Origin of the sequence: Candidatus Aquicultor secundus (assembly GCF_002791875.1) — a bacterium.
GTDB lineage: Bacteria > Actinomycetota > Aquicultoria > Aquicultorales > Aquicultoraceae > Aquicultor_A > Aquicultor_A secundus.
Window position 1 is genome coordinate 1 of sequence record NZ_PFNG01000044.1, and the last position, 7,962, is coordinate 7,962.

Consider the following 7,962-nt stretch of genomic DNA (forward strand, 5'->3'; position numbering starts at 1 on the left):
AAGCACAGTTAACAAAGAGGCTCATCCTGTTGTAACCGAGCAGCCTCAGCAGCGGGTGGCCATGTCTCCAATCGATGCCGCTGAAAAGCCCATGGAGAACACTAAACCCGAGATACAACCATCGCTAAGCATGTCCAGCCCCAAGGCCGGAGAAGCGGCTCTGTTAGACCGCTCTCCCCGGAATTCTACATCCGCAATTAATAAGCTTTCTCAAGATACCGCCATAAAGGTCGGGTTGCCAAACTTGTCATGGGTAGCGCCAGAGGTTAAACCCGACCTTGTTCCGGCGGTTGATCATGGAATGTCTACCGTAAAAATGGTTTCACCACCGAAAACACGGGAACCGGTTATGAGCGCTGGCGGGTACACTAAATCCGGTTTATCAACAATTAGCAACCGAGCACATATTAAGGTCAAGAACAATAGCATGGCTGTTTACACCAGCCCGCCCGCCATGAATCCCTTTAAGCAAGCAGTTAGCGTAAAGCAACTAGTAGACCGCACCAAACGAGAGGTTCCACTGGCCAAAAGAGCGACTAAGCAAAACCCTACAATGGCGCAAAGATTGTTTAAATGGCAATTCTTGCCCGAGAGTACATCTGCGTTGGCAATACTTCTCATTGCAATGATCAGCTATCAGTGCACCAGAAGCGCAAAGGAAATTGGGGCAAGTTTAACCGGTGTAGCAAGCGCGTCTTGTTGATACCGCGAGGAGCTGCTATAATTATCGGGTTATATACTCCTGCTTCAGCCCAACTGAAGCCGAATAGTCCGGGGGAGGTGAAGAGTGAGGAACTACGAATGCATGATCATTCTCGAGCCCACTTTGGAAACGGAGGCGATTGATAACGCAGTCGCAAGGTTTTCCGATGTGCTCGCTAAGAATAGCGGGAAAGTCGAGAATGTAAATAAGTGGGGCAGACGCCGTCTAGCTTATCAAATCGGTCAGAACACCGACGGGTACTATATTGTAATGACCTTCCAGGGTGAAGATAGAACCGTTAGCGAGTTCGATCGTATCCTGAAAATCGCTGATGACGTTGTTCGCCATATGATCGTCCGTCTTGGAAAATAGGAGAGAGACATGGCCAGTTTAAACAGGGTGTTTATTATCGGAAACCTAACAATGGATCCAGAACTGAGATTTACCCCAAACGGCGCCGCAGTCGCCAACATCAGGGTGGCGGTTAACCATCGCTACCAGGGAAATGACGGCAACTGGGTAGAGGAAGCAAGCTTCTTTAACGTGGTTGCGTGGGGTAGGCAGGCTGAAACTGCAAATGAGTATTTACGAAAGGGTAAGCCGGTACTCGTTGAGGGAAGGCTCCGCAGCAGCTCATGGGAGACGCCCGATGGCCAGAAACGCTCAAAGGTTGAAATCGTCGCTCAGAGAATCCAGTTTCTTGATAGAGTTGGGGCTGGGGCTCGCAGCGAAGATACTTTAGCGGAGGTTGCCGATGCCGATCTCCAGGCGCTTGGAGATAACATCGACGACGTACCATTTTAAATAGGAGAGGATAAGCATGGCAGATTATATCCGCAAACCCAGGCGCAAGTACTGTGCATTCTGCAAGGATAAAGTCGACTACATCGATTATAAAGATGCCAATCTGTTGCGCCGGTTTATGAGCGACCGCGGCAAAATCAGACCGCGCCGCGTTACCGGCACCTGTGCGCAGCACCAGCGCGATCTATCCATCGCGATCAAGCGCGCACGCGAGATGGCTCTAATTCCATACACACAGAGATAATACAGGAAGAACCAGGTATAAGCAGCCCTTGCTCGAAATAGGCAAGGCATCGAAAGCGTGATTGATACAGATATGCTAACGGTTACGGCTTGTATAGAGGTTCTGTTTTCAAGTAACTAGCCTTTAGTAGGGCGGGGTTTACCTCCGCCCTACTACGCTTTTACCAAACGCCTCCTCGTTCATCGACGAGCAGGGGGAGGTGTGGTAAGATAATAAACTCAAGATTATTTCAATTCGGAGGAGCATGATGAAGGTAATCCTTAAAGAATCCGTAAGCGGATTAGGAAAAACAGGAGACGTCATTGACGTAGCCGACGGCTACGCCAGGAACTATCTAGTCCCCAAAAACATAGCCGTTGTCGCCACAAAGGGCACGCTCAAGGAGTGGGACCTGAGAAGGGCAACCCTTGTCAAGAAAGAAGCCAAGGATCGTACAGAGGCTGAGGCGATTGCCGCCGGCTTAAACAACAAGGAAGTGAAAGTTGAGGCCAAGGCAGGCGAGGAGGGCAAGCTCTACGGCTCGGTTACAAGCAAAGAGATCGCCGCCGCCATCGAGAAACAGCTTAAGACCGAGGTCGACAAGAAAAAGATCGAGCTGGCCCAGCCCATAAAGGAAGTAGGGGATCATCCGGTTACCGTTAAACTCTTCCCGGGGGTTGACACCACAGTGATCGTTAAGGTTGTTGGAAGCAAAGAGGAGTAATGAAAGCGACAGATAGGTCGCAGCAATTTGCAAGTTTCGATAAGGTTCCGCCGCATAATATCGAAGCGGAGCAGTCGGTCCTTGGCGCGATGTTGATCTCTCGGGACGCCATCCCCGAGATGCATGAGGTCGTTACCGCGGATTCCTTTTACACCGAGGCCCACCACCGCATTTTCGCGGCTATCCTGGATCTCTACGCAAAAGGCGAACCGGCGGACGCGATTACGCTATCCGCAGCCCTTTCGAGTAAGGGCGACCTTGAGATTTGCGGCGGCAAACCCTACATCCACACGCTGGTTAGCTCGGTACCGAGCGCGGCCAATGCCGCCTATTACGCAAAAATCGTCGAAAAAGACGCAACACTCAGGGCGCTTATTAAAGTATCCACCGAGATAGCGGCGCTCGGCTACGAGGGGCCGAGCGACGTCGATGCAGTCATCGACCGCGCCGAGAACCTCATCTTTCAAATCGCCCACAAGCGCATGAGCGAGAAATTCGTCCATATCAAGGATCTTTTAACCGAGGGCTTTGAGATGGTCGAGAAGCTCTACGAAAAGAAAGAGCAGATTACCGGCGTTCCCAGCGGCTTCGCGGACATGGATAAACTGCTCACCGGTTTTCACCCCGGCGACCTCGTCATCATCGCGGCGCGTCCCGCCATGGGCAAGACCGCGCTTGCGCTGAATATCGCAACTGAGATCGGCAAAAAGGAAATCCCCGTTGCCATATTCAGCCTTGAGATGAGCCGCCACCAGCTGGCCCAGAGGATGATGTGCTCTGAGGCGAGAATCGACAGCCACCGCTTAAGAACCGGCCGCCTGCGAGACGAGGACTGGTCGAAGCTCTCCGGCGCGGTCGGGCGCCTTGCTGAAAGACCCATCTTCATCGATGACACACCCAGCATCGGCATCTTCGAGGTGCGCGCCAAAGCCCGCCGTCTTTTCGCCAGGCACACGCCGGGCGTTGTTATCGTCGATTACTTGCAACTCATGCAATCCTATCGCAGGGTCGAAAACCGGCAGCAGGAAATCGCCGAGATATCCCGAGGCCTTAAAATCCTCGCCAAGGAACTCGAAATCCCCGTGCTCGCTCTCTCCCAGCTCTCCCGAGCGGTCGAGCAGAGAAGCGATAAGAAGCCACAACTCTCTGACCTGAGAGAATCGGGTGCTATTGAACAGGATGCAGACATTGTTATGTTTATTCACCGCAATATGTACGGCAACTATGATGATATGAGCGCGGCGGAAGAGCGGGCTGCGGCGGAGGTAATCGTGGCCAAGCACAGGAACGGTCCTACGGGGGTCGTGTCCCTTTACTTCAACGAGCACTGCACGAGATTCGAGAACATCTCGCGTGGCAATTAATCCCTAACTTGTTTTCTGATACATGTGTGATAAAGCGCAAAATTGAAGCCCGGGTTAGTCCCGCTTGGCCTTCTTAATCTTGGCGTCGCGTTTTTTCTTGAAGGGGATAACGTTTGCGTGCTTTTTGCGGCCGCCGACCGGACCGGAGGGGTCGTTGTGGTAGCGATTTTGCGGCGGGCCGTAAGCATTGCGGTTGCGACCGCGCAGCCACAAGATAGCCAGGGCGGCGACCAGGCCGATGATAAGAACCCAATACACCAGGTCGAGCGCCGCAAGAAACGTCTTTGCCGATGCGATGACGACCGCGATAGCCAGCAGGATTATGATGTTTTTATAGCGCATAATTCTATTCCAGAAAGAAGGACCTTTCTTTTCGGAGCCCCCGTAGACTAGCAGAGACCCGCAGTTTGGACACCTGAACTTACCGGATTCGAATTTGCTTCCGCAATTTGGACATTGTGACATATTCATTCATTATAGATTTAAAGAGGTTCAAATAAAAGATGCTAGGGCTAAGGGAGTTATTATCTATTGTAGCGTTGTCAGGTTTCGAACGTTGATACGAACTGTTTCGGCTGGTACAATAAGGTTTGGCTTAAATATTGGGAGATGTACGTTTGGAGGCGCTACTTTGGGGATCGTTGTACAAAAATTTGGCGGCAGCTCCGTGGCCGATGTCGATAAGATAAAAAACGTTGCGCGCCGAGCCGTTGCTACCAAGGCGGAAGGTAACTCGGTTGTCGTGGTTGTTTCGGCGCTCGGCGATACGACGGATGATCTCGTCGAGCTGGCACATCAGATAAGCGAGAAGCCGCCGGAGCGCGAGATGGACATGCTGCTCTCCACCGGCGAGCAGATCTCGGTTGCGCTACTGGCGATGGCGATACACGCCCTCGGGCATGAGGCGATATCCTTTACCGGATACCAGGTCGGCATCCTGACCGACGACAGCCACACCAAGGCCAAAATCCTCGATGTTAATTCGGAGCGGATTTTGCAGGAACTTAACAAGGGTAAAATCGTTATCGTCGCCGGCTTTCAGGGAGTTACTATCGACAACGATATCACGACGCTGGGGCGCGGCGGCTCTGATACCACGGCGGTTGCGCTGGCCGCGTCGCTTAAGGCAGACAAATGTGAGATATATACCGACGTCGATGGGGTGTTTACCGCCGATCCCAGGATCGTGCCCGATGCCTCGCTGGTGTCGGAGATAACCTATGAAGAAATGCTTGAGATGGCTGCTACGGGGGCAAAGGTGTTGCAGCTTCGCTCAGTGGAATATGGCCGTAATAACGGCGTCATCATAAACGTGAGATGCAGTTTTACCGATTGCGCCGGAACGGTTGTCAAGGAGGAAGATCAGGGGATGGAACGACCTATTATAAGTGGGGTAACCCACGATGCAAGCGAAGGGAAAATTACGATTTTCGGCGTGCCGGATCGGCCCGGCATTGCTGCCAAGGTGTTTAGGCCCCTGGCGGCGTCGAACATCAACGTCGACATGATCGTGCAAAATGTAAGCTACGAGGGATTTACCGATATTTCGTTTACGCTCGGGCTCGATGATGTGCCGAGGGCGGAACCCACGATACAGGAGATCGTGCGTGAGCTTGGCGCAAGAGGATATGACTACAACAAAGACATCGCCAAGGTGTCGATTATCGGCGCCGGTATGAAGAGCCATCCGGGTGTTGCCGCTGAGATGTTTGATGTGCTCGCAAAAAACGAGATCAACATCCAGATGATCAGCACATCCCCGATTAAGATTGCCTGCGTTATCGATGCGTCGAATGTGGAGACCGCGGTGCGCGCGCTGCACGAGCACTTCCAGCTCAGCGAGGAGGCAGTCACCAGTGAAACTCTATAATGTTGCGATAGCCGGAGCAACCGGCGCGGTTGGCGAGGAGATGCGCGCCGTCCTCGAGCAGCGAAACTTCCCCGTGGGAAACCTAAAACTCTTAGCCTCGGCGCGATCGGCGGGAAAGAGATTTTCATATAAGGGCGCGGAGATCGCCGTTGAGGAACTAACGAAAGACTCGTTTAAGGATGTCGATATCGCGTTGTTTTCCGCAGGTGGCTCGATCAGCCGGGAGTTCGCTCCTGCCGCGGTCGAGGCGGGCGCGATCGTTGTGGACAACTCGAGTGCATTTCGCATGGATCCTGATGTTCCGCTTATCGTCCCCGAGGTAAATCCGGAGGACATCAAGAAGCACAAGGGCATCATCGCCAACCCAAACTGTACCACCACCATCATGCTGGTGGCCTTAAAGCCGCTGTATGATTACAGCAGGGTAAAGAGAATCGTCGTCTCGACATACCAGTCGGCCTCGGGTGCCGGCGCAAAGGGCATGGATGAGCTGTTGAACCAGGCCAAAGCATTTGCGGCGGGCCAGCCGATCAACGTTGAGTTTTTCGCATACCAGCTGCTCTTTAACCTGATACCGCACATCGATGTCTTCCAGGACAACGGCTACACCAAAGAAGAGATGAAGATGGTCAACGAGACGCGCAAGATCATGGGAGATGCTGAGATACAGGTCAGCCCGACCTGCGTGCGCGTATCCGCTATACGGGCGCATTCTGAGGCCATTAACGTAGAGACCGAGAAGAAGATCACCCCCGAGAAGGCGCGCGAGCTGTTTGCGGCCGCACCGGGTTTGCAGGTAATAGACGATCCCGCAAACAAGCAATACCCGATGCCGCTCTTCGCATCGGGCCAGGATGATTGCTTTGTCGGGCGCATCAGAGAGGACCTTTCCTGCGAGAACGGTCTTAACTTCTGGGTGGTCGGCGACCAAATCCGAAAAGGCGCCGCGCTTAACGCCGTACAAATCGCGGAGGAATTGGTTAAAGCCGAGGTCGGGCTTCGGAAGTCGCCCTTGATTGGCTGAAACATCACTGCTCGAAAGATGAGGAAATCATCGCCATCGTCGAGAACCGCGCCTGCGGCATCGACGCCATCCAGTATAAATAGCTTCTTGGCGCTTTTAACCGCTACACCAAACCTAAACCTACTGATGCAGTAGCCGATACTTACAATACTGTTTTACGTTTGCAATGTAGCAGGACCGCCGCAAGGACGGTTCCATGAGGTGAGGGCGTTGGCCGCTTCCGTATATGCTTTAATTCTTGTAGTGATTGTAATTGCCGCCTCGTTTAGAAGGGCCGAAGACGGCGGAACCGTTACGCCCTTTATCGATTGGGTCGGCACCGTGCAGCTTAAAGGGATCGCGATTTTGCTGGTTATCATCTCTCACCTCAAGCTGCTAAAATTCATCAGCTTACCGTACGATTTCTCTTTTTCCGGTGCCTGGGGTGTGGCGATATTTTTGTTGCTCTCCGGTTTCGGTCTGACGCAGTCGTATCTTAAAAACGGGGTAAGCAACGGATTTTTCAAGAAGCGGTTTAGTAAAGTGGTTTTGCCCTATGTAATAGTAACGGGTATCTGGCTCGCTATCGATGCAATATTTCTTGCTAAGACTTATTCCTGGTCAACAGCCCTTCTCGCGCTGACCGGCTTCGACTTGAGCACGTCAATAGATCCCACGATGTGGTTTGTAACCTTTATTATCCTCTGGTACCTGATATTCTTCCTGGTATTTAAACTGCCGACGCGCGATGCGGTCAAGCTTGTTCTGCTCTTTGTGTTCGCATACCTGTTCAGAAATCACGCCGCGCTCGTTTTTCCAAGCAGGATTGCCTGGCAATGGGGGCTTCATGCCTACCTGTTCCCACTCGGAGCTCTCGCGGGGCTCTACTATCGCAGGTTAAGCTATATTGTGAAACCAAAAGTGCTGGTACTGTGCCTGGGTGTGGCGGTGATCCCCACGTTTTACTTCTTTAGCATGTACGTAGGCAAAAGCCTCGATATCTTTGAGAACTATACATGGGCAAATTTTGCATTCGCGCTCGGCGTAATACTGTTGATGGCGATCGCAAGATTCTACGGCCTTTCGTCGAAACCCCTCGTGCTTGTTGGCTCTATTTCTTATGAGTTGTACCTATTCGAGTGGGTGTTCATGGGCAAATACAACCTGCTTCATGCTTTTAACGGCAAATGGCTCTCGGGCTTGCTCTTTGCTCTAGTGATCGTTGCTTTAAGTATATCGCTCAGGCGTTTTAAAACCATCGTCGTTAGCTG

General features: G+C 52.3%; 11 protein-coding genes. 10 read left to right on the top strand and 1 reads right to left on the bottom strand.

From position 1 onward, the window contains the following. The 6 genes from COY37_RS01840 to dnaB form a co-directional block, all read left to right on the top strand. Positions 1-703: hypothetical protein (locus COY37_RS01840; protein WP_286975743.1), on the top strand; the 703-nt coding region annotated here is incomplete at its 5' end. Positions 704-787: 84 nt separating this feature from the next. Next, entirely contained in the window at positions 788-1,075 is a 288-nt protein-coding gene (gene rpsF, locus COY37_RS01845) for a 30S ribosomal protein S6 (protein WP_286679057.1), read from the top strand. A gap of 9 nt (positions 1,076-1,084) precedes the next feature. Then, complete coding sequence (locus COY37_RS01850) at positions 1,085-1,507, top strand: single-stranded DNA-binding protein (protein ID WP_286679058.1); 423 nt, start codon at positions 1,085-1,087, stop codon at positions 1,505-1,507. A gap of 16 nt (positions 1,508-1,523) precedes the next feature. After that, the gene (gene rpsR / locus COY37_RS01855) at positions 1,524-1,751 is read left to right on the top strand and encodes a 30S ribosomal protein S18 (RefSeq protein ID WP_286679059.1); all 228 of its coding nucleotides are present in this window, start codon (positions 1,524-1,526) and stop codon (positions 1,749-1,751) included. A 244-nt stretch (positions 1,752-1,995) separates the two neighbouring features. Next, positions 1,996-2,454 carry a 50S ribosomal protein L9 gene (gene rplI, locus COY37_RS01860; RefSeq protein WP_286679060.1) on the top strand — a complete coding sequence of 153 codons (459 nt, stop codon included), beginning with the start codon at positions 1,996-1,998 and terminating at the stop codon, positions 2,452-2,454. Then, positions 2,454-3,818: a replicative DNA helicase gene (gene dnaB, locus COY37_RS01865; RefSeq protein WP_286679061.1), complete on the top strand. Its 1,365-nt coding sequence runs from the start codon at positions 2,454-2,456 to the stop codon at positions 3,816-3,818. The genes rplI and dnaB overlap by 1 nt, the downstream gene beginning before the upstream one ends. Positions 3,819-3,872: 54 nt before the next feature. Here the strand turns inward: dnaB and COY37_RS01870 are convergent, their stop codons facing one another. Beyond that, the gene (locus COY37_RS01870; protein ID WP_286679062.1) at positions 3,873-4,160 is read right to left on the bottom strand and encodes a hypothetical protein; all 288 of its coding nucleotides are present in this window, start codon (positions 4,158-4,160) and stop codon (positions 3,873-3,875) included. A gap of 289 nt (positions 4,161-4,449) precedes the next feature. Here COY37_RS01870 and COY37_RS01875 point away from each other — a divergent pair, with 289 nt between their 5' ends. The 4 genes from COY37_RS01875 to COY37_RS01885 form a co-directional block, all read left to right on the top strand. Continuing rightward, positions 4,450-5,688: an aspartate kinase gene (locus COY37_RS01875; RefSeq protein WP_286679063.1), complete on the top strand. Its 1,239-nt coding sequence runs from the start codon at positions 4,450-4,452 to the stop codon at positions 5,686-5,688. Further along, positions 5,675-6,712, top strand: coding sequence for an aspartate-semialdehyde dehydrogenase (locus COY37_RS01880; protein WP_286679064.1), 1,038 nt, complete (start codon positions 5,675-5,677; stop codon positions 6,710-6,712). Before COY37_RS01875 ends, COY37_RS01880 begins: the two co-directional genes overlap by 14 nt. After that, positions 6,709-6,795, top strand: a complete 87-nt coding sequence (locus COY37_RS11730) for an FmdE family protein (RefSeq protein WP_353682468.1) — start codon at positions 6,709-6,711, stop codon at positions 6,793-6,795. The genes COY37_RS01880 and COY37_RS11730 overlap by 4 nt, the downstream gene beginning before the upstream one ends. A 127-nt stretch (positions 6,796-6,922) precedes the next feature. Then, a partial coding sequence (locus COY37_RS01885; protein ID WP_286975750.1) for an acyltransferase family protein occupies positions 6,923-7,962 on the top strand: 1,040 nt, incomplete at its 3' end.

What these genes read in the sequence shown, in the direction of transcription:
- rpsR (WP_286679059.1), top strand. Translation starts at nt 1,524, where the DNA reads ATGGCAGATTATATCCGCAAACCCAGGCGCAAGTACTGTGCATTCTGC.
- COY37_RS01870 (WP_286679062.1), bottom strand. Translation starts at nt 4,160, where the DNA reads ATGCGCTATAAAAACATCATAATCCTGCTGGCTATCGCGGTCGTCATC.
- dnaB (WP_286679061.1), top strand. Translation starts at nt 2,454, where the DNA reads ATGAAAGCGACAGATAGGTCGCAGCAATTTGCAAGTTTCGATAAGGTT.
- COY37_RS01850 (WP_286679058.1), top strand. Translation starts at nt 1,085, where the DNA reads ATGGCCAGTTTAAACAGGGTGTTTATTATCGGAAACCTAACAATGGAT.
- rplI (WP_286679060.1), top strand. Translation starts at nt 1,996, where the DNA reads ATGATGAAGGTAATCCTTAAAGAATCCGTAAGCGGATTAGGAAAAACA.